The organism is Acinetobacter baumannii (assembly GCF_009759685.1).
GTDB lineage: Bacteria > Pseudomonadota > Gammaproteobacteria > Pseudomonadales > Moraxellaceae > Acinetobacter > Acinetobacter baumannii.
Genome location: NZ_CP046654.1, coordinates 3840318 through 3860069 on the forward strand (window position 1 = coordinate 3840318; position 19752 = coordinate 3860069).

22 protein-coding genes are annotated in these 19752 nt (G+C 37.2%); 8 read left to right on the forward strand and 14 right to left on the reverse strand.

Annotated elements, in window-relative coordinates; translation table 11 throughout:
* Positions 1-90 precede the first annotated feature (90 nt).
* Positions 91-600 (forward strand): peptidylprolyl isomerase, encoded by a 510-nt coding sequence (locus GO593_RS18300; RefSeq protein WP_000009658.1) that lies wholly within the window; start codon positions 91-93, stop codon positions 598-600.
* A 15-nt stretch (positions 601-615) separates the two neighbouring features.
* A complete protein-coding gene (locus GO593_RS18305) occupies positions 616-1335 on the forward strand; it encodes a UDP-2,3-diacylglucosamine diphosphatase (protein ID WP_000221671.1) in 720 nt (239 codons plus the stop codon).
* A gap of 7 nt (positions 1336-1342) precedes the next feature.
* Here the strand turns inward: GO593_RS18305 and GO593_RS18310 are convergent, their stop codons facing one another.
* Entirely contained in the window at positions 1343-1573 is a 231-nt protein-coding gene (locus tag GO593_RS18310) for a hypothetical protein (RefSeq protein WP_000462403.1), read from the reverse strand.
* Positions 1574-1712: 139 nt separating this feature from the next.
* Between GO593_RS18310 and nfsB the strand changes: the two genes are divergently transcribed.
* Positions 1713-2366: an oxygen-insensitive NAD(P)H nitroreductase gene (gene nfsB / locus GO593_RS18315; RefSeq protein ID WP_000365034.1), complete on the forward strand. Its 654-nt coding sequence runs from the start codon at positions 1713-1715 to the stop codon at positions 2364-2366.
* A gap of 38 nt (positions 2367-2404) precedes the next feature.
* On the opposite strand, the gene GO593_RS18320 is transcribed toward nfsB, so the two are convergent.
* From GO593_RS18320 to tsaE, 5 genes are all read right to left on the reverse strand, one after another.
* Positions 2405-3262, reverse strand: a complete 858-nt coding sequence (locus GO593_RS18320) for a DMT family transporter (RefSeq protein ID WP_005143900.1) — start codon at positions 3260-3262, stop codon at positions 2405-2407.
* A gap of 131 nt (positions 3263-3393) precedes the next feature.
* Positions 3394-3900 carry an RNA chaperone Hfq gene (gene hfq, locus GO593_RS18325; RefSeq protein ID WP_000033651.1) on the reverse strand — a complete coding sequence of 169 codons (507 nt, stop codon included), beginning with the start codon at positions 3898-3900 and terminating at the stop codon, positions 3394-3396.
* Between the two features lie 94 nt (positions 3901-3994).
* Entirely contained in the window at positions 3995-4939 is a 945-nt protein-coding gene (miaA, locus tag GO593_RS18330) for a tRNA (adenosine(37)-N6)-dimethylallyltransferase MiaA (protein WP_000070779.1), read from the reverse strand.
* Positions 4940-4945: 6 nt separating this feature from the next.
* Complete coding sequence (mutL, locus tag GO593_RS18335) at positions 4946-6898, reverse strand: DNA mismatch repair endonuclease MutL (protein WP_000129002.1); 1953 nt, start codon at positions 6896-6898, stop codon at positions 4946-4948.
* Entirely contained in the window at positions 6891-7364 is a 474-nt protein-coding gene (tsaE, locus tag GO593_RS18340) for a tRNA (adenosine(37)-N6)-threonylcarbamoyltransferase complex ATPase subunit type 1 TsaE (protein ID WP_031944287.1), read from the reverse strand. The genes mutL and tsaE overlap by 8 nt, the downstream gene beginning before the upstream one ends.
* 119 nt (positions 7365-7483) lie before the next feature.
* On the opposite strand from tsaE, the gene GO593_RS18345 reads away from it, so the two are divergent.
* The 3 genes from GO593_RS18345 to GO593_RS18355 all read left to right on the forward strand — a co-directional run bounded on the left by GO593_RS18345 (position 7484) and on the right by GO593_RS18355 (position 9353).
* The gene (locus GO593_RS18345; RefSeq protein ID WP_000097955.1) at positions 7484-8392 is read left to right on the forward strand and encodes a pseudouridine synthase; all 909 of its coding nucleotides are present in this window, start codon (positions 7484-7486) and stop codon (positions 8390-8392) included.
* A gap of 111 nt (positions 8393-8503) precedes the next feature.
* Positions 8504-8812 carry a type II toxin-antitoxin system RelB/DinJ family antitoxin gene (locus tag GO593_RS18350; RefSeq protein ID WP_001232531.1) on the forward strand — a complete coding sequence of 103 codons (309 nt, stop codon included), beginning with the start codon at positions 8504-8506 and terminating at the stop codon, positions 8810-8812.
* A gap of 97 nt (positions 8813-8909) precedes the next feature.
* Positions 8910-9353: a GNAT family N-acetyltransferase gene (locus GO593_RS18355; RefSeq protein ID WP_000637089.1), complete on the forward strand. Its 444-nt coding sequence runs from the start codon at positions 8910-8912 to the stop codon at positions 9351-9353.
* On the opposite strand, the gene GO593_RS18360 is transcribed toward GO593_RS18355, so the two are convergent.
* Both GO593_RS18360 and GO593_RS18365 read right to left on the reverse strand, forming a co-directional pair.
* Positions 9346-10050 (reverse strand): pseudouridine synthase, encoded by a 705-nt coding sequence (locus GO593_RS18360; protein WP_000923628.1) that lies wholly within the window; start codon positions 10048-10050, stop codon positions 9346-9348. The genes GO593_RS18355 and GO593_RS18360 overlap by 8 nt on opposite strands.
* A 100-nt stretch (positions 10051-10150) precedes the next feature.
* Entirely contained in the window at positions 10151-10369 is a 219-nt protein-coding gene (locus GO593_RS18365) for a hypothetical protein (RefSeq protein WP_000351255.1), read from the reverse strand.
* 253 nt (positions 10370-10622) lie between these two features.
* Here GO593_RS18365 and GO593_RS18370 point away from each other — a divergent pair, with 253 nt between their 5' ends.
* Entirely contained in the window at positions 10623-11075 is a 453-nt protein-coding gene (locus GO593_RS18370; protein WP_000880860.1) for a DUF441 domain-containing protein, read from the forward strand.
* A 50-nt stretch (positions 11076-11125) separates the two neighbouring features.
* On the opposite strand, the gene GO593_RS18375 is transcribed toward GO593_RS18370, so the two are convergent.
* The 3 genes from GO593_RS18375 to GO593_RS18385 all read right to left on the reverse strand — a co-directional run bounded on the left by GO593_RS18375 (position 11126) and on the right by GO593_RS18385 (position 13652).
* Positions 11126-12046, reverse strand: a complete 921-nt coding sequence (locus GO593_RS18375; protein ID WP_000890088.1) for a LysR family transcriptional regulator — start codon at positions 12044-12046, stop codon at positions 11126-11128.
* Between the two features lie 225 nt (positions 12047-12271).
* On the reverse strand, positions 12272-13066 hold the full coding sequence (locus tag GO593_RS18380; RefSeq protein ID WP_001080976.1) for a DUF4198 domain-containing protein: 795 nt from the start codon (positions 13064-13066) through the stop codon (positions 12272-12274).
* Between the two features lie 157 nt (positions 13067-13223).
* Positions 13224-13652 carry a membrane protein gene (locus GO593_RS18385; protein WP_001228338.1) on the reverse strand — a complete coding sequence of 143 codons (429 nt, stop codon included), beginning with the start codon at positions 13650-13652 and terminating at the stop codon, positions 13224-13226.
* Between the two features lie 228 nt (positions 13653-13880).
* On the opposite strand from GO593_RS18385, the gene GO593_RS18390 reads away from it, so the two are divergent.
* Entirely contained in the window at positions 13881-15080 is a 1200-nt protein-coding gene (locus GO593_RS18390; RefSeq protein WP_001983659.1) for an MFS transporter, read from the forward strand.
* A 25-nt stretch (positions 15081-15105) separates the two neighbouring features.
* Here GO593_RS18390 and GO593_RS18395 read toward each other — a convergent pair whose 3' ends face one another.
* The 3 genes from GO593_RS18395 to GO593_RS18405 all read right to left on the reverse strand — a co-directional run bounded on the left by GO593_RS18395 (position 15106) and on the right by GO593_RS18405 (position 19530).
* Complete coding sequence (locus GO593_RS18395) at positions 15106-16089, reverse strand: ion transporter (RefSeq protein WP_001221039.1); 984 nt, start codon at positions 16087-16089, stop codon at positions 15106-15108.
* A 138-nt stretch (positions 16090-16227) separates the two neighbouring features.
* A complete protein-coding gene (locus GO593_RS18400) occupies positions 16228-16662 on the reverse strand; it encodes a hypothetical protein (RefSeq protein ID WP_000920881.1) in 435 nt (144 codons plus the stop codon).
* A 228-nt stretch (positions 16663-16890) separates the two neighbouring features.
* On the reverse strand, positions 16891-19530 hold the full coding sequence (locus GO593_RS18405) for a bifunctional aconitate hydratase 2/2-methylisocitrate dehydratase (RefSeq protein ID WP_000888596.1): 2640 nt from the start codon (positions 19528-19530) through the stop codon (positions 16891-16893).
* Between the last annotated feature and the right edge of the window lie 222 nt (positions 19531-19752).

Consider the following 19752-nt stretch of genomic DNA (forward strand, 5'->3'; position numbering starts at 1 on the left):
TTTTTACTTGCCTTGTAGTTTACAGTTTGCTTATGCTTCTCTCAACCAAAAACCCATGGTCAATTTGCCCATGTTTAGGAGATTAATGTAATGAGTTTTCCTCAAGTCGAATTAAACACCAACAAAGGTCGTATTGTTCTTGAGCTTAACACTGAAAAAGCACCGAAAACGGCTGCTAATTTTCTAGAATACGTACGTGACGGTTTCTATGATGGCGTGATTTTCCACCGCGTTATTGACGGTTTCATGATCCAAGGTGGTGGCTTTGACGAAAACTTCAAAGAAAAAGCAACTCGTGATGCGATTGAAAACGAAGCTGACAACGGTTTAAGCAACGATGTAGGTACCATTGCAATGGCACGTGCTCAAGCTCCACACTCTGCTTCTGCACAATTCTTCATCAACGTAAAAAATAACTCTTTCTTGAACCATACTTCAAAAACTGCACAAGGTTGGGGTTATGCTGTATTCGGTAAAGTTGTTGAAGGTATGGACGTTGTAGAAGCAATCAAAGGCGTACGTACAGGTAACCGTGGTTATCACGCTGACGTTCCTTTAGAAAACGTTGTTATTGAATCTGCTAAAATTATTTCTGAATAATTTTAGGATAAAGCTGTGACTTATCTGTTTATTTCAGATTTACACTTGTCACCTGAACACCCTCGACTCGTTCGAGGGTTTTTAGATTTGTTGGTACATTATCAAAATAAACAAACACAGCTTTATATTTTAGGTGATTGGTTTAATGCTTGGATTGGTGATGACTATTCAGCGCCTTGGCTCGACGAAATTGTCGAGGCTTTAAAAGTATTTAACCAAAAAGGGAATCGCGTTTATTTCCAAGTGGGTAACCGAGACTTTGCTTTAAATCAGGTTTTCCTTGATAAGTTTAATGGTGTATTACTTCCTGATATTTATTATCTCAACATTGCAGGTCACCAATACCGTTTGGAACATGGCGATGCGTTATGTACTGATGATATTTCCTATCAAAGATTTAAAAAAATTATCCGAAACCCCTTCCTAGTTGCTTTTTTACGCCGTACCCCCTTGAGTTTCCGTACAAAACTGGTCAATGGTTTTCGCAAAAGAAGTCATTCAGACAAACAGCAAAAAAGTTATGAAATTATGGATGTAAATGAACAAGCTGTTCTCTCTGCCCTCACAGATGTAGATATACTTATTCATGGACACACTCACCGTCCAGCAATTCATCAATTACAACATAAACAGCGGATTGTTCTTGGCGATTGGCGTGAAGATCAGGCTTATATTCTGGAAATTGATCCATCTTCAAATACGCAACAGCTCGAATTGATTGTCTGGAATTATTAGCTAGAAATTAATCACTTTTTATTTGAACTTTCAATTCTTTAATTTTTTTATTTAAATCAAAATCCCAAATCATACATAGACAGGTAATATATACAAATTTCCAGTTTATATGTGCATACTTTTGATATTCGATATATAAAATTAAAAGACACAATACAAATGCAAAAATTAGAAAGGCTTTAATAATTCTAATTTCTCGCAGCTTACTTTTTCGATTAATTGGGATTAATTCAAACATTTTCAATAAATTAGTAAAAAATTTATATAAGTATTATATTTCTTTATCACATTAAAATGCAGATGTTTTTCTCTAAAATCGCGTATGATGCCAAAGATTAGAACCCTTCCATTGTAATAAGATTGATATGGAGTAAAGTATGGATTTATTAAATACGGTTAAAAGTCGCTACACTACCAAAGCGTACGATCCCGAGAAAAAAATTCCTCAAGAAAAATTCAATAAGTTATTAGAAATTTTACGCTTTACCCCTTCTTCAGTGAATATTCAACCTTGGCATTTCTTGGTTGCAGACAATCCTACTGCTAAAGAACGCATTGCCAAAGCCTTAACAGGACGATATGCCTACAATGCACCCAAGGTTCTTGAGTCATCACATACCCTTGTATTTTGTACAAGAACAGATATTTCACCCGAATATTTAAACCAGTTACTTGAACAAGATGATTTAAGTGGTCGTTTTAAAGATGAGAAAGCCAAACTTGGTCAAAAGGATACTCGTCATGGCTATGTTGAGTTTTACCGTAATGAGCAAAAGAACTTATTCGGCTGGATGGAAAATCAAACTTTTATCGCTTTAGGACAACTACTGTTTGCAGCTGGTCTTGAAGGTATAGATGCAACCCCAATGGGTGGCTTTGACGAAGATGTTTTAAATGAAGAATTTGGCTTAAAAGAAAAAGGTTTGCGTAGCTCTGTAATTGTTTCACTGGGTTATAGAAGCGAAAATGACTTCAATGCGAAATTGCCAAAATCTCGTCTGCCGGATGAAGTTATTTTTACACATTTATAAGAACTTAGCGGAGTTCAAAAGAACAGTCTTTTGAACTCCTATTTCATAGCTAAGGCTAAACTCACTAGTCCGCTTATTCCTAAAATAATTCCTACGAGGGTTGGTAATTTTAATTTTTCTTTATATAAAAGTACGCCACAAACTATTCCAAGTAACACGACCAAAATATTCATACTCGCAAAGACAATGGCCGGAGAATCTTTGAGTAAAATATGCGCTTTAACGTATAGGGCAATATTTGAAAAATTTAGTGCGCCTAGCATTAACCCAGCAAAAGTATTTTTAAAATGCCATGCTGAATTTTTTTGAAATATTAAATAAATAATCGATAAAACAAAGGCCGTTATAAAAATTAGATTTAAAGTCAAAGTAAACTGTAGGCCTAAGCTACTCGTATATTTTAACAAGATATCTACAGCGGCATATCCAAACCAGACACTCATCAAAGCAAAAATTGCTTTTTTTGATTGAGATCTGGAAGACTCGTTGAAATGACCCAATAAAATTAAGAGAACAGCAAAAATTCCCAAACCTATCCCTAATAATTTAAGAGAATTAAACTGCTCTTGGAAAAAGAAATAAGCCGCTAATAAAGAAAGTACCACGGACAGCCGCTGAGCAATTTCGGTTTTGACAATACCTGCGTACTCTAAAGATTTAGCAAGGCACAAAAAAATACTCGGTAGAATGACGCCTAAAGCCACTATTAGCCACCAAGGTGTATGTTGTATAGAAATATGCTGAATATCTGGCTTAAACCACAGATAACATAGCAAGCTGGCACTTGCGTAATTCCATGCAATCATTTGCATGGGTTGATATCCCTTTTTCTTTAAATTTTTAAGTAGTACAGAAACCAGAACACTGCACAATGCTGCAGCAAATATTAATACCATTTGCAAAGAACCTATTAATTTAAATTTTAAGAAACAGAGATGGACCGCAGGTAGCTTTAATATGCTTTTTTATATTTTTAAAGCCATAAAAAAACCAGTCATCACTGACTGGTTTTTTTCAAGCTAATCAATTAACGATTGTTTTCGTCATCTTGACCATCTTCAAATTTAGAATCGTTATCAAAACCGCCTTGATGTCCGCCGAAGCCGCCTTGACCACCGAAGCCGCCTTGACCACCGAAGCCACCCTGACCACCGAAGCCGCCTTGACCACCGAAGCCGCCTTGACCGCCGAAGCCGCCTTGACCACCGAAGCCGCCTTGACCACCAAAGCCAGCACCTTGAGCACCACCAAAGCCAGCGCCTTGACCACCGAAGCCACCTTGACTACCACCCTGAGCTGGGAAACCTGCACCTTGTGCACCTGCTGGACGTGGGTTACGAGCTGGAACAACTGTAGAAATTGCGTGTTTGTAAACCATTTGACTTACAGTATTTTTTAATAAAACAACATATTGGTCAAAAGATTCAATATGACCTTGTAATTTAATACCGTTAACAAGGAAAATAGAAACTGGGATGCGTTCTTTACGGAGAGAATTTAAGAACGGATCTTGTAAAGTTTGACCTTTAGACATTTTTAACTCCAAAAAAAAATTTTTAAATCAGCGCAAAAAAACTATCTTTATTTTTCAACTAAAAATTATAAAAAGACAGTGTGCAAATTTTGCTTTATCCATAAGAGTTTCGCAAGTCTTCTTTCGCCTGCTTTATCGTCAAGTAAGTTTTAAAATCGTGTATTTCTTGCAAAGAACGTAACCACGTATATTGACGTTTGGCAAGTTGTCGTGTTGCAAATAAGGCTTTATCCTCCATTTCCTGCTTTTTTTTGAGACTCATATCACTTTTTAATAGAAATTCTAGAGCTTGTCGATAACCAACAGAACGCATAGAGGGTAAATTTTCATCTAAATCGTATTTTTCAATTAGAGACTCGACTTCACTCAAAAAACCGATATCCCACATTTTGCTTAATCTTTGCTCAATGCGTTGATGTAATTCTAACCGATCTGGAAGTAAAGCGTAGTTATGAAATGTGTATCGATATGGTACATTTTTTGGTTGTTCTGCCTGCAATTTGGTAATTGGTTGACCTGTAATACGGTAAACTTCCAACGCCCGAATAATTCTTTGTTTATCAGAAACCTTAAACTTCACTCCAGCCGCCGGATCTACTGCCACCAGCTCATCATAAACAGCTTGCCACCCTTCATTTGCTGCTTTTTCTTCAATTGCTGCGCGAACATTTGCATCTGCACTTGGCAAGTTACTTGATAATCCTTCTAAGAGAGCTTTGAAATACAGCATGGTTCCTCCTACCAAAATAGGAGTTTTGCCACGTGAATGCATCTCATCAATTAAAGCGCAAGCATCTTCAACAAACTGAGCAGCCGAATAGACCTCAAGTGGAGTAATAATATCAATTAAATGATGCGGATATAGCTCCTGCTCTTCACGCGTTGGCTTAGCCGTACCAATATCCATATCTTTATATACAAGTGCAGAATCAACTGAAATTAATTCAAAATTTCCACGTTCATAGAGTTCACATGCCAAAGCGGTTTTTCCGCTTGCAGTCGGTCCCATTAAATTGATGACGGGCAATTGATTTGACATGTAAAACTACTCTCCTCGAGCAAATAATTTATCTAGTTGAGATAATGGAAATGCACGCCAAGTTGGGCGACCATGGTTACATTGGCTCGCAAATTCGGTTTGTTCCATTTGGCGAAGTAAAGCATTCATTTCTGAGAGACTAAGTTGTCGATGAGCACGTACTGCACCATGACACGCCATACCTGCTAACAGTTCATCACGCTTTTGCAATAAACCTTGTGCTTCATCATTTGGATCTAAGTCATTGAGAAGTTCGGGAATAAGATTTTCAAAATCCGCTTTTTGCAAAATAGCCGGCACACCACGCACAATGACTTGCTCATCGCCATATAAATCAATCTCTAACCCTAAGCGTTCAAGCTGAGGTTTTAAATCCTCAACACGAACAGCTTGCATACGACTAATTGAGATCACTTTAGGGATAAGCAACTGTTGAGATGTCCAGAACTCAGGTTTATCCCAAGCATTTTTCATTTGTTGCAGCAAAATACGCTCATGTGCTGCATGCATATCAACAATAATCAGGCCTTCAGTATTTTGCGCCAAAATATAAATTCCATGAAGCTGGGCAATTGCGATACCTAATGGAAATTCATCTACCTTAGCGACAGGCTCAATATTTTCATCAACTGAAAAATTAGCAGGTTGATCACGTAATGGAGCCAAGTAAGTCTTTAATGCATTATTTAACTGCGCAGAACCATTATATTTTGGAGTTTGTTCCGCATAATGAACAGCTTGGGGACGACTATTATTAAAATCAGTTAAAAGCTCAGTAGAAGGCTGATAACCATTTGGTTTGTCTACTGCTGTATCAGCGGCTTGCGCTGTACGGTGCAATGTAAATTGTTCTTGGTATTTAGGCTGAGGTTGTACCGAAAGATTTTGAATATCATCCACTTTCATGGCTTGTGCTAAATCAGCACTAGCTGTCTGAAATTGTGCTAATGTTTCTTTAGCATAATGTCTTACAAACTCATGTACTTCACGTTGATTTAGAAAACGAATCTCATGTTTTGTCGGGTGAACGTTAACATCAATATTTTCAGGATCAACTTCTAAGAAAAGTAAATAAGATGAATGCTGATGGCCATGTAAAATACCGTCATATGCCATTCTTAAAGCATGTGAAATGGTTTTATCTTTCACAATTCGGCCATTTACATACACATATTGTAAGTCTGCTTGGGCACGTGCATCTGAAGGATGCCCTAGCCAACCTGACAAACGCATGTTAATACTTTCGGCATCGATCCAGTAAGCATTTTGAACAAACTGTTGACCCAATAATTGCTGTACACGCTGAAATCTTAATTCACCACTATCTGCTATTGGTAAATTAATTCGAATATTATCGTTATGCTCAAGTACAAAACGTATATCAAAATGCGTTAAAGCCAAACGGCGTACAATTTCTTCAATATGCCCAAATTCAGTGGTTGGCTTTTTTAAAAATTTACGGCGAGCAGGTACATTAAAAAACAAGTCCTGAACTCGAATATGAGTGCCCTTTTGTGCAGCAACAGCTTGGACTTGTTGATGATCAAAGGCGGTACCATTCACCTCAACCTGATGACCAATTCCGCTTTCATCTTGGCTACTGGTTAAAGTCAATCGTGAAACTGCTGCAATAGAAGCAAGTGCTTCACCACGGAAACCTAAGCTAACAATCGCGTGTAAATCTTCTGCTGTTTTAATTTTACTGGTTGCATGGCGCATCACTGCCAATGGTAAATCATCAGGATGAATCCCATGTCCATTGTCAATAATCTCGATTAATGTTGAGCCGCCTTGTGCAATCCGCACAATTAATTCGGTTGCACCTGCATCAATTGAGTTTTCTAATAATTCTTTTACGACCGATGAAGGACGTTCAATCACCTCACCGGCAGCAATCTGGTTCGCTAACGCGGCGTCTAATGTATGAATACGACGTTGTGTTAGCTTTTCATCAGTCATGAAGCTGTTCCTGCAAAGTCTGGTACAAATGCTCTGTTGGTAAAGTTAAGGTGACGAAACGATTGAGTTCATCATCTGATTTTTGAATATCAATGATGATATCTGCTTCAGGGATTTCGTCTCCACCTTTCGATGGCCACTCAAATAAAAATAGTGCATCCTGAATATCTAGATAATCACGGATTCCCATTAATTCAAGTTCGTACGGATCATTGAGACGATATAAGTCAAAATGAAAAATTTCTTTATTATTGATTTTATATGGTTCAACCAACGTATACGTCGGACTTTTAACCGAGCCTTTATGCCCTAGAGCTTGCAAAAAATAACGGGTCAATGTCGTTTTACCGGCGCCCAAATCTCCAATCAGATAAATCACACCAGCTTGAACATGCTGCGCCAATGCCTGAGCTAAACGCTGGGTATCTTCTTCATGATTTAAGACCATTTTCAATGAATACGACATAACACACATAACATGATTCAAAATAATCGATATGATACCATTGCCCTGCTTTAAAGCCTACTTAAGTGCTTAAAGTTGGCTTTTTTTACATCACATTTATTAAATATTGACACACTTTTATGTCTAGCCCGATTGAATTTTTCCCACCTATGATTGATGGCGTAAGCGCAAGCCAAGTCTATCTTCCTCCACAAACGACAGCACAAACCATCTATCAATTTCTTTGCGAAAATTTTCCACATATAAAAGCAACAGAGTGGCAGCAGCGTTTTCAAGATGGGCTTATTTACGCGGCAAATGGCGAAAAATTAACATTGAACAGCTCTTATATAGCAAACACACATATTTTTTATTACCGATTCCTTGCTAACGAAGTACATGTTCCCTTTGAGCATCAGATTTTATTTGAAAATGATGACTTGCTTGTTGTAGATAAACCCCATTTTTTAACGATTAGCCCAACAGGGCAATATGTACAAGAAACATTATTAGTCCGATTAAAAAAGCAAACTGGTAATGAGTTTTTAACCCCGATCCATCGATTAGACCGTGAAACTGCCGGTGTCGTTTTATTTTGCAAACGCCCACAGTCACGTGGAATTTACCAACAGTTATTTGCAGATCGTCAAGTCAATAAGATTTACCATGCAATCGCTGCATATAAAGCTGAATTAAAATTTCCTCAGAATTTAAAATTGTATTTAGATAAAGGTACACCCTTTTATACAATGCAGGTGATTACACATACAAAAACCAATACCGAAACTAAAATTGAGTTGATTGAGCATAATCACTCATGGGCTAAATATTGTTTAACGCCAACCACCGGAAAACAGCATCAACTCCGCGTCCATTTAAATCATTTGGGAATTCCGATTAAAAATGATCCGTTTTATCCAATAGTTCAACATAAAGCCGATGATGATTTTTCTCAGCCCTTACAGCTTCTAGCTAAGCAAATTTCTTTTATAGACCCGCTAACAAAACAGGAAATGGTTTTCAATTCACAGCTTGAATTGACACTGTAATCGCATCGTAATGACAAAAAGATTATTTTTTATGCTGAAAGACATTGAAATTACATTCCGATGGTTTAAAATAAATCCCTAAAAATTAAAAATCATTTGGTTTTGTTATTCATGCGAAAAACAGAAGTTTATCAGGTTCGACTTGACTCCCAAGAGAAAAAACAGGCTTTTGCTGTTTTTAAACAATTGGGGATTACCCCTGCCCAAGCAGTGCGACTGTTCTTTAAACAAGTCGTCTTAACCAAATCTATTCCTTTTGCGATCGAAAACCAGAATATTAATATGGAACAATTATTAAAACTGAGAAAAGCAAAAGCATCTTCATTAAATCAGAACGCTTCAACTTTAAATGAAGATGATGACCATGAAGATTTATTTGAAGAGTTAAATGCACTATTAGGTGAAAGTGACAAAACTTAACGGTGTTGCATTTTTAAACAACTTTTAACGTCAATTCGCTTCTTTTTTAGTTATGCTCTCTTTGTAAAAATATAAACATAAATACAAGGAGCGCCTAATGATTGTAAGACGAGCGACCTATGAAGATCTAAGCCAACTCGCTGTCCTATTTGATGAATACCGACAATTTTATGGTGCATCTTCTAATCTCGAAGAATCCCATCATTTTTTAAAACAACGTTTTGAGAATAAAGAGAGCGTATTTTTTATCCATATTAAGGACGAAAAAATTACTGGGTTCGTATTGCTTTATTTAGGTTTTTCTTCAGTTGCTTGTTCAACTTACTACATCTTAGATGATGTATATGTTACCCCCCTATTCCGTCGTCAAGGCTCGGCAAAACAGCTCATTGATACAGCGATTTTATTTGCAAAACAAGAAAATGCTTTACGTATTAGCCTAGAAACCCAATCGAATAATCATGAATCTCACCGCCTCTATGAAAAAATGGGGTTTATTAGAGACAGTGAGTTTCAGACATTTCATTGTTTTCTTAAATAATATTTTGGGCGAGTTGTTTTTCCTGCTCCGACAAATATACCCAGCCCCCTTCCTCAATTTCAGGTAAAACCAATTGACCAATTTGATGTCGATGTAACTTCTCGACTTTATTGCCTACGGCTGCAATCATTCTTTTAACTTGATGATAAACACCTTGATGAATAGTCATCGTTAATTGATGAGTTCCTAGTAGTGCTACATCTGTGGCAGCAAATACCCCCTTTTCTTGGTGTAAATTAACACCCTGAGTAAGCATTTCAATTTGCTCAGGGGTTACGGGGTCGTAAGTTGTAACGTGATAAACCTTTGGTACATGTTTACGAGGATGAGTTAAAGCTTGTAGATATTTACCATCATCAGTAAGTAAAAGCAGACCCGTTGTGTCTTGATCCAAGCGTCCAACCGCCTGCACACCACGATGAATCATGGTTTCAGGCAGTAGGCTAAAAACACTTTGATGATGCTGAGGATGATGAGAACACTCGAAACCTTGAGGTTTTCTTAGAGCAATATAAATTTTTTCTCTATATTGATAATTTTGGCCAAAAACGGAAAACTCAAAATTTTCTGGGGAGAACTGCTTTTTGAGATCACTCACAACCTCCCCATCAATAATTACTGAACCATTTTTTATTAACTGCTGACAATATTTACGTGAACCAAACCCTTGTGATTGTAAAATTTTTTCCAGCAGCATAAAGCTTTCTCTTTAAAACGAAACCATTATTTTAACGTAATTTTAGTGTTTTATTACCTTCTGCTTTATCATCTTCGCATTTAACTTCATTAACTTTGAATTATTCTTCAATGACACGATAAATTTTTTCGTTTTGTTCACTTTCAAATAGCAATTCTGTAGTGGGTAAGATCACCTCATTATCTACAATAATATGTTCGATACGCTGACTTAGCTTTAAAGGCTCATTTTCATGTTCAACTAAATTCTTCTTTAATTGAGCTTTCGCATCATGAATTTGATCAAATTGGTCTTTGATCTTGATATCTATAATATCCATAAGATTAATCCTGTACTCATGAGTAGTGATTATTTTTATATCACACTATCTCAAAAGAATACTTTTTAAGTTGTTAATTTATATAACATTGTTTCCAAGCGTAACCACAGATAAAACTCTTTATCATTGAGTCATATACAAGAAAATTTCCACTAAAAAGCCTTTGTTTGATCTTTTTTAACCTTAAAAGCTCTGACATTTTGGCTCTCAATTATTATACAATTCAAATTATTTGCTTTTCTTGCCGCTTCTCATGCTTGCCCAATTTGATGTTAATTTAGTTGTTTTATTAGTTTTACTTATCTGCGGTTTACTAAGTCAAAATGCAGCTGTAACCATCGCAGCAGGTATTCTAATCGTCATAAAAATCACGCCCTTAAATCAATTTTTTCCTTATATTCAGGCCCATGGCCTAAACTTAGGCATACTTATTCTAACAATTGGCGTACTCACCCCTATTGCAAGTGGCAAGCTTAGTGGAGAGAGTATTTTAAAATCCTTTATTAGTTTTAAATCTTTGGTCGCTATTGCAATTGGTCTGCTCGTCGCGTGGCTAGGTGGTCGTGGTGTAAAACTTATGTCGAGCCAACCTGATGTTGTGGCAGGCTTACTTATTGGTACGGTTGCAGGTGTAGCTTTACTCCGTGGTGTACCTGTTGGCCCACTGATTGCAGCAGGTCTATTATCTTTATTTATAGGTAAATAAAAGGCACCCGAAGGCACCTTTTAATAAATGCTTAGGCTAAATAAGTACTTTTAACCTGAATAGTAAGAAGTGCGTTTTAAAGAAAACTTTTCTAGCTGCTTTAAGAAACCTTCAAAGTAGCTCTTCTCTTTTTCTTCAGTTCGATAACCTGCATACAATGTACGTCTTAAACCCGCTGGAGAAACACAATCTAGACGGCGGCTAGTCACCCAACCCTTTTGTTCGTATTCATTGACTACCCAATCTGGCAAAGCAGCAATACCTCGGCCACTCGCAACAAGTTGAATAAGCATTTGCGTTAAGTCTGTTGTTCGGATTTGTTTTGGTTGAATATTTGCAGGTATAAACAGTTTCGACATGATATCTAAACGGTGCTTATCAACCGGGTAAGTAATAAGAACCTCTTCTGCGAGATCCTGAACAGTAATATTTTCAGCACGAACCAATCGATGAGTATTTGATAAAACCAAACGCGACTCATATTCAAAAATCGGGAAGTATTCGATTCCTTTTAGCGCAATCGGATCGGCTGTAATAAGTAAATCAAACTCAGCATTTTGTAAAAGTTCATGTGGATTCGCTTCAAATCCCGAAGCAAAGTCTAAATCGACGTCTGGATATTGCTGACGGTACTGATTGAGTAAAGGCATTAGCCAGTCAAAACAGCTATGACATTCAGATGAAAAAATAATTCTGCCCGTTTGTCCGTGCACAATACGTGTAATGTCACTCTGAGTAATCTGAATTTGCGGCAATACATCATCAGCTAACTTAAGTAGGCGTTGTCCTACATTAGAAAAACTAACAGGTCGACTGCGGCGATTAACCACCTCTACCCCATACCAATGATCTAATTCTTTTAATTGGTGAGAAATAGCCGAGGGCGTTAAGCATAGGTCATTAGCTGCAGCGACCAGTGAACCATGTTCACGTAAAGCAACTAAAGTTTTAAGGTGTCGAATTTCTAACATGGGCACAAGCCTGAATACATAAATTTATCTATAAATTTTTAAGTTATCTCTTGTTTATTACTAAACAGAGTTACGGAGATAAATCATCACTAATGAATACCATTCATCTTATCACAAAATTAATTAATTTGTCTCAACATAAGTTTTTGTTAATTACATATGGACTTTACTAACAAATAAAAAATAGACCCATTCAGATCTATTTTTTATAAAATGAAAATATTCTTACTCGGTAACTTGTAAGCTAACAATCGTATAATTTTGATTTTTAGGCTTTAACTTTAAATCTACTGGAGCTGTGACTTCCATTAAATATTCTCCAGCTTTTGGAAATTTAAGTTCAACTTGTCCTTTATTATCAGCTTTAAAATGTAGTACTTGTTTATCAGTTACACCTTTTTCTCTTAAATTAATTTCAGCATAAGGTAGGTTCTGGCCTTTTTCACTTATGGTTAGCTGAACTGCTTGGGTAACTTTAAGCTGGTTAGGATGAACAGAAAAATTAACTTTAACTGGTGTATTTGGAAGTTGAATATCTGAAACTTTACCTTTTGAAAGATAACTTTGTAACACCCATTCTCTTGTTACTTCCTCTGTTTTAATTTTTTTAGTTTTAAGATCAGCAGGAATTAGATAGTCACGCTCTTTTCTTGGCGGAGCTTTATCTGCTGGTAAATCAAAAAATAAATGCCACTCCTTTTGATCATATACATATTTTAAAGGGTAAGTCGCCTGAGTTTGCAGAATATATGTACCGTCTTCCGGTAAAGCAACATCGAAAACAGTTACAGATTTATGTAGGGCTTCAGCATTAATAACTTTAGGATCTTGTTTAGGGGTAATGACGGTAAGCTTGGCATCTTTTAAAGCGTATTCACTATTTAGTGCTTCTTCAGCATAACCAGCTACTACCGGTACTTGTGTCTGCTCAGTTTTATACGCTAATGGCGCAACATAAGGTTCATGAGCAAGGCTGTAACTACATACAAAAATAAGTGATGTTACTAATAATCTATTCATTCTTTCTCGATCCTAATTAGGAAAATTTAAATTTTTACAGACAAATCATAAGCAAATGTATTATACACAAATAAAAATAATTCTTATTATCATTAATAAATTTAAGTTAAAGATTTTTATATAAAAAGAAAAAGGCCAAGTGGCCTCTTTCATTACCTCATTGTTCTTTTACTTTTGGAAAAGCTTGATTAAAGTCAATAAGCTTATAACTTTTTACTAAATCATCTTCACCATAAGTCACTTCATAAGTTGTTTCTTTACCATTAAAGTATGCTTCAGCTGGAGTTCCAAATACTTCCCATAAACCTATTGAGGCAACATCTGCAACCCCATGCCCAAATGCACGACCTACTTTCACCCACTTTGAATAACCTTGCTGGAATGTATAGATTTCAACTCTTGTCCCATCACGGTACTCAGACAATACAGGTGCCCCAAACTCTGCAATAACATAATTACGAGAGCTACCCGGATTTAAAACATTTAAATTTTTTTTACTTGGTTGATTGCCAGCCATAAATACGGCACAACCAGACATAGATAACATAGCCATACCAATAAGGCAGGCAATACATAATTTTCTCACGATTTAACTTCTCTATTTCTTAAGTATTTATACAACTTATTGTAATGCTTAAAGTATTACGCGCTCATCATATCCAATTTGATAAAAGAATTCGATAAATTATTCAATATAAAGATAAAATGTTCCGGTTTTAAATGTGCAAACTTCCTCTCGAGATTCTAGTTTTTTATTATTTTGGTCTCTTTTCCCTTATACTTTCTTTTTTGAGTTTCCTTTTATTAATTTATTATGGCGTCACCCCAATCCTCTTCTTCTTCCCCTCGACATTACTCACTCTTCTTGGCAATTTTTTCTCTCGCAGTAGGCGGTTTCTGTATTGGCACTACAGAATTTGTCGCAATGGGTCTTATTCAGGAAATTGCACACAATTTAAAGATTACAGTACCTGAAGCAGGGCATTTTATTAGTGCTTATGCATTAGGTGTTGTTATTGGTGCCCCTATTATTGCCATTTTGGGTGCCAAAGTACCTAGAAAGACCCTATTGCTTTGCCTCATGCTGTTTTATGGTATTGCCAATGCATGCACAGCTTTAGCACATACCCCAGAAACTGTTTTAGTCTCTCGTTTTATTGCAGGTTTACCTCATGGCGCATATTTTGGTGTCGGCGCTTTAGTCGCGGCTGAACTAGCAGGCCCTTCACGAAGAGCTTCAGCAGTTGCGCAAATGATGATGGGACTAACCGTTGCTACCGTTATTGGCGTACCCTTAGCAACATGGTTAGGTCAACATTTTGGCTGGAGAGCAGGTTTTGAATTTTCAGCAACAATCGCATTCTTTACTTTAATTGCTGTAGCTTGCTTTGTACCGAATATTCCAGTTCAAGCTACTGCCAGCATAAAAACAGAATTAGCTGGGCTTAAAAATATAAATATGTGGTTAACCCTTGCAGTCGGCGCAATTGGCTTTGGGGGCATGTTCTCGGTATATAGCTATGTCTCACCAATTCTCACTGAATACACTAAAGTTAATATCCAGATTGTTCCTATTGCATTAGCGCTGTGGGGCATTGGGATGGTGATTGGTGGTTTAGCTGCGGGTTGGCTTGCAGATAAAAACCTCAATAAAACTATTGTGGGCGTACTCATTAGCTCAGCGATCGCATTTGTAGTCGCAAGCTTTCTAATGAGTAATAGCTATAGCGCAATTGGCTCTTTATTCTTAATTGGCCTAACCGTTATGGGTTTAGGTGGGGCTTTACAGACACGCCTCATGGATGTTGCAGGTGATGCACAAACGCTAGCAGCTTCACTTAACCATTCCGCCTTTAATCTTGCTAATGCATTAGGCGCTTTTTTAGGTGGTTGGGTACTGAGCCATCAGATGGGTTGGATTGCACCAATCTGGGTAGGTTTTGTACTGAGCCTTGGTGGCCTTATTATCTTACTCATTGCATTTGCTGTAGAAAAAGCAACTCAAAAAGCCTGAGTATGATCAGGCTTTCGTTGAATCTCTAATCTGTTAACTTTTCACCACAGTGCGGGCAATAACATTTTTTCTCTCTAACAGCTTCTTTCTCTTCTAATACTTTTTCGCGCATAATTTGAATAATCAGATTATGCGCTTGTTCTTTTGGTAGCCCTACTTTTTGTCGAATACGTTCTATTTCAACTTCATCATGCATGATATCAATACCACGCACTTGAAGTAACTCACGGAACTCTTGTTCAAGGCGCTGATTACGCTGGTTAAGTTCATTGGCCAAACCAGAAGCTAAAATACCAGCCGGTAAAGCAGCAATCCCTACCCCTAGAATTGTAATTAAGGCTCCCAATAACTTTCCTAAACTAGTTACTGGTGTGACATCGCCGTATCCAACTGTAGTTAAAGTCACAACCGCCCACCACATTGCTTTAGGAATAGAGCTAAAAGCTTCCGGTTGCGCTTTATTCTCAACGACATAAATACCAGAGGCAGTCATAATAATCATAATGATTAAAATAAAAATCACTGCCTGAAAAGAACCTTTTTCTCGCTTAATCACACATAGCAATATTTGCAATGAAATGAAATAACGAGTTAATTTTAATAATCGAAGTAACCGTAAAATTCTTAACATACGAAGATCTATTCGTACAAAGAAATTTAGATACGCAGGCAAAATTGCCATGAGGTCAATCAGTGCTTCACCACTTTTCATCCATGCTAAACGCTGCTTCCATGCAGCTTGGGTCGGATCACGCTCGACTACACTCCAGAGCCGTAAGAGATATTCAATACTGAAAATTGCAATTGAGACATTTTCAAAGTAGTCAAACCATATACGGTAGCTGTAATACAGATCATTTACTGTTTCTAGTAATACAGCAACTACATTCCCAATAATTAAGAAAACTAAAAAGTAGTTAATACATCTACTTACTGTCGTTTCGTAATCATGATTATGAAGGTTGTTATAGAAGAACCGACGTACTGTCTTCCATGCTAAAATTCGCATACGGATCTGAACCACGTTATATTGAACATATATTAAGCTCACATACGTAAATTCACCACTATAGCGGCCAATAAAATATTTTATTAATTGTATTAGCTAAACAATCATAAATAATATTTCATATTTACTAATTATATTTTAATGCGCTGCAACATATCTAAACTCATTTTCCTCCCACCATTGCACATCATATATACCGGCATGGGACTTCAAAATGACATTAATATAATTTTGTAGCAACATAATATGGTGAGTAATATCTAACTTTCTAAAAAGAAATCTTCTTAAAATTGGTGTATTTGGTGAAATAAATATTGCAAAACCATTACTGTATTCTTCATAAACGCTAATACCGATATACATCGTAATCTCAGGTAATGGCACTTCTATTTCCCAGCCCCAACGCTCAGCATTTAACTCAATATTTAAGTGATATCTATTTTTTAATATACTATAAATATATTGTGCAATATCTTCAGTTTTCTGTACTAAAGTATTCCCGTCTTCTGCTGATAAATTTTGATCATATAGCTGATAATCATCAAATTTAAATTCAACAATTGTCTTTAGCATTTTTAAATTCCATATATAAAATACCCATGTTCTTTTTAATTATTTTTAAGTTCATACAAATATTTTAAAACAAAATCTTCTTTAATATCTAGCGTTATATTTATTTTTACATTTTATTAGAATAAAACATGATTAATTTATTATTTTAATAATTAAAATATGTACCAATTCTCATTAAAATAAAAAGGAGCTGAATAATCAGCTCCTTTTTTGTACTAAATCGACCTATTAAGTCAACTGAGCAGCAGCAATTTTCTTAGTATCTACTTTATCAGCAGCATTTGTATATTCGCCCATTTGGTCGAAATTCAAATATTTGTAAATGTCAGCAGACATACTGTCAATTTGAGCTGCATATTGTTGGTATTCTTCTGGAGTTGGCAATTTACCAAGTACAGCAGCAACAGATGCAAGCTCAGCAGACGCTAAGTAAACGTTAGAACCTTGACCTAAACGGTTAGGGAAGTTACGTGTAGAAGTCGATACAACAGTTGTGTTCGGCGCAACACGTGCTTGGTTACCCATACATAATGAACAACCAGGCATTTCAGTACGCGCACCAGCACGGCCATAAGTGTTATAGAAGCCTTCTTCCATTAACTGATGTTCGTCCATACGTGTTGGTGGAGCCAACCATAAACGAGTTGTTAATGAACCGCTTGGTACTTTCTCAAGTAACTGACCAGCAGCACGGAAGTGACCAATGTTAGTCATACAAGAACCGATGAATACTTCATCAATTTTGTCGCCTTGAACGTCAGAAAGAAGTTTCGCATCATCTGGATCGTTCGGGCAGCAAAGGATAGGTTCTTTGATTTCTGACAAGTCAATTTCATACACTTTAGTGTATTCAGCATCAGCATCAGCTTTAAGTAAGCTTGGGTTTGCTAACCATTTTTCCATGTTTTCAACACGGCGAGCCATCGTACGTGCATCACCATAGCCTTGTGAAATCATCCACTTAAGCATTGTGATGTTAGAACGTAAGTACTCAGCAACTTTCTCTTCTGAAAGTGTGATTGCACAACCAGCAGCTGAACGTTCAGCAGAAGCATCAGAAAGTTCGAATGCTTGCTCAACTGTTAAGTCAGTTTCCATTTCTGTTAAGTCGATTTCTAAGATACGACCAGAGAAGATGTTTTTCTTACCTTTTTTCTCAACAGTAAGATCGCCTTCTTTGATTGCATAGTAAGGAATCGCATGTACAAGGTCACGTAAAGTGATACCAGGCTGCATTTTACCTTTAAACTTAACAAGAACTGATTCAGGCATATCAAGTGGCATTACACCAGTTGCAGCAGCGAAAGCTACAAGACCAGAACCTGCTGGGAATGAAATACCAATTGGGAAACGAGTATGCGAGTCACCACCAGTACCTACTGTATCTGGAAGAAGCATACGGTTTAACCAAGAGTGGATAATACCGTCACCTGGACGTAAAGATACACCACCACGGTTCATGATGAAGTCTGGAAGTGTATGTTGCATTTGTACGTCAACTGGCTTTGGATAAGCAGCAGTGTGACAGAAAGACTGCATTACCAAGTCAGCAGAGAAGCCCAAGCAAGCTAAGTCTTTTAACTCATCACGAGTCATAGGACCAGTTGTATCTTGAGAACCAACTGTAGTCATTTTAGGCTCACAGTAAGTACCTGGACGGATACCTTGACCTTCTGGAAGACCACATGCGCGACCAACCATCTTCTGAGCTAAAGTGAAACCTTTGCCAGTGTCAGCTGGTTGTACTGGAGTACGGAATAATGTAGATGGAGCTAAACCTAAAGCTTCACGTGCTTTAGCAGTTAAGCCACGACCAATAATCAAGTTAATACGACCACCAGCACGTACTTCATCTAAAAGTACTGGAGTTTTAAGTTCAGACTCAGCGATTTGTTCGCCATTTTTGAACGCAGTTACTTTTGCTGCAGCATGATCGATTTTAAGAGTAACTTCGTCACCCATGTTCATGTTAGAAACATCGATCTCTACTGGTAATGCACCAGCATCTTCCATTGTGTTAAAGAAGATCGGAGCGATTTTACCGCCTAAGCACACACCACCGTCTTTTTTGTTTGGAATGTGAGCGATTTCATCACCAAAGAACCAAAGAACAGAGTTTGTTGCAGATTTACGAGATGAACCTGTACCAACAACGTCACCAACATAAGCAACTTGATTGCCTTTAGCAATGAGTTCTTTAATTTGGCTTAATGGACCAACTTCACCTGGTTTTTCAGGGTTGATACCATCACGCTCATTTTTCAACATTGCATTTGCATGCAATGGGATGTCTGGACGGCTCCATGCGTCTTGAGCTGGAGACAAGTCATCAGTGTTCGTTTCACCTGTTACTTTGAACACAGTGATTTTGATTTCTTCTGGTACATCTTTACGACTAGTGAACCATTCAGCATCAGCCCAAGATTGTAAAACAGCTTTTGCATTTGCATTGCCAGCTTTAGCTTTATCAGCTACGTCATGGAACGCATCAAATACAAGTAATGTTTTTTTCAAAGCTTCAGCAGCTAAGCTACCTAATTCAGCATCATCCAGAAGCTCAACTAAAGGCGCTACGTTATAGCCACCAAGCATCGTACCTAGTAAATAAACTGCACGTTCTTTAGAAACTAGCGGAGATGTCGCTTCGCCTTTTGCAATCGCTGCCAAGAAAGCTGCTTTTACGTAAGCTGCTTGGTCAACACCTGCAGGAACACGGTTTTCAAGCAAATCAACCAAGAATGCTTCTTCACCTGCCGGTGGGTTTTTTAATAACTCAACAAGTTGAGCAGTTTGAGCATCATCAAGTGGCTTCGGTGGGACTCCGAGTGCGGCACGTTCAGCAACGTGTTGGCGGTAAGCTTCTAGCACGGTGTTCATTCCTCTTTTTTTAAAAAATTACTTGTAAATTCCAGCTTTCACAAAGCTTCACAAGTAATATGGACTACAAAATTTTACTAGAGTTCAAGCCAAAAGTTAATGAGCGCGGGGTGTTTCTCCGTGATGCCCATTATTTTGTAACTAAATACCCGTGTATAAATAATGATCTTAATGACTGACTTATCATGCGGTATTTTAAGTTAAAAGAACACT

What these genes read in the sequence shown, in the direction of transcription:
- GO593_RS18300 (WP_000009658.1), top strand. Translation starts at nt 91, where the DNA reads ATGAGTTTTCCTCAAGTCGAATTAAACACCAACAAAGGTCGTATTGTT.
- GO593_RS18310 (WP_000462403.1), bottom strand. Translation starts at nt 1,573, where the DNA reads ATGTTTGAATTAATCCCAATTAATCGAAAAAGTAAGCTGCGAGAAATT.
- nfsB (WP_000365034.1), top strand. Translation starts at nt 1,713, where the DNA reads ATGGATTTATTAAATACGGTTAAAAGTCGCTACACTACCAAAGCGTAC.
- GO593_RS18320 (WP_005143900.1), bottom strand. Translation starts at nt 3,262, where the DNA reads ATGGTATTAATATTTGCTGCAGCATTGTGCAGTGTTCTGGTTTCTGTA.
- hfq (WP_000033651.1), bottom strand. Translation starts at nt 3,900, where the DNA reads ATGTCTAAAGGTCAAACTTTACAAGATCCGTTCTTAAATTCTCTCCGT.
- miaA (WP_000070779.1), bottom strand. Translation starts at nt 4,939, where the DNA reads ATGTCAAATCAATTGCCCGTCATCAATTTAATGGGACCGACTGCAAGC.
- mutL (WP_000129002.1), bottom strand. Translation starts at nt 6,898, where the DNA reads ATGACTGATGAAAAGCTAACACAACGTCGTATTCATACATTAGACGCC.
- tsaE (WP_031944287.1), bottom strand. Translation starts at nt 7,364, where the DNA reads ATGTCGTATTCATTGAAAATGGTCTTAAATCATGAAGAAGATACCCAG.
- GO593_RS18345 (WP_000097955.1), top strand. Translation starts at nt 7,484, where the DNA reads ATGTCTAGCCCGATTGAATTTTTCCCACCTATGATTGATGGCGTAAGC.
- GO593_RS18350 (WP_001232531.1), top strand. Translation starts at nt 8,504, where the DNA reads ATGCGAAAAACAGAAGTTTATCAGGTTCGACTTGACTCCCAAGAGAAA.
- GO593_RS18355 (WP_000637089.1), top strand. Translation starts at nt 8,910, where the DNA reads ATGATTGTAAGACGAGCGACCTATGAAGATCTAAGCCAACTCGCTGTC.
- GO593_RS18360 (WP_000923628.1), bottom strand. Translation starts at nt 10,050, where the DNA reads ATGCTGCTGGAAAAAATTTTACAATCACAAGGGTTTGGTTCACGTAAA.
- GO593_RS18365 (WP_000351255.1), bottom strand. Translation starts at nt 10,369, where the DNA reads ATGGATATTATAGATATCAAGATCAAAGACCAATTTGATCAAATTCAT.
- GO593_RS18370 (WP_000880860.1), top strand. Translation starts at nt 10,623, where the DNA reads ATGCTTGCCCAATTTGATGTTAATTTAGTTGTTTTATTAGTTTTACTT.
- GO593_RS18375 (WP_000890088.1), bottom strand. Translation starts at nt 12,046, where the DNA reads ATGTTAGAAATTCGACACCTTAAAACTTTAGTTGCTTTACGTGAACAT.
- GO593_RS18380 (WP_001080976.1), bottom strand. Translation starts at nt 13,066, where the DNA reads ATGAATAGATTATTAGTAACATCACTTATTTTTGTATGTAGTTACAGC.
- GO593_RS18390 (WP_001983659.1), top strand. Translation starts at nt 13,881, where the DNA reads ATGGCGTCACCCCAATCCTCTTCTTCTTCCCCTCGACATTACTCACTC.
- GO593_RS18395 (WP_001221039.1), bottom strand. Translation starts at nt 16,089, where the DNA reads ATGCGAATTTTAGCATGGAAGACAGTACGTCGGTTCTTCTATAACAAC.
- GO593_RS18400 (WP_000920881.1), bottom strand. Translation starts at nt 16,662, where the DNA reads ATGCTAAAGACAATTGTTGAATTTAAATTTGATGATTATCAGCTATAT.